The sequence below is a fragment of the Staphylococcus pasteuri genome (genome assembly GCF_030547725.1).
GTDB classification, from domain to species: Bacteria; Bacillota; Bacilli; order Staphylococcales; family Staphylococcaceae; genus Staphylococcus; species Staphylococcus pasteuri.
Genome location: NZ_JAUOQO010001127.1, coordinates 1 through 229 on the forward strand (window position 1 = coordinate 1; position 229 = coordinate 229).

Sequence of the window (229 nt, forward strand, 5' to 3'; positions counted from 1 at the left end):
CTTAGACTCTATAAGCGCCAATGCATCTGCCTTAGTAGCATTAACGACCTTAACACCCTGAATAACTCGGTAAGTCTCAGGTATAAGTTTTTGATACCACCGAGTAAAGGTTAACGAGACACTGCTCCATGAATACCGATGGCTAAACTCAATAATCGCAGAACGGTTGTATCCATAATTCTCTATTAAAGTATTAACCTGCTCATCAAAAGCATTAACATCAACACTT

1 protein-coding gene is annotated in these 229 nt (G+C 38.9%); it reads right to left on the reverse strand.

What is annotated here, in order from left to right; translation table 11 throughout:
• A partial coding sequence (locus Q4528_RS16645; protein WP_303522917.1) for a hypothetical protein occupies positions 1–229 on the reverse strand: 229 nt, incomplete at both ends.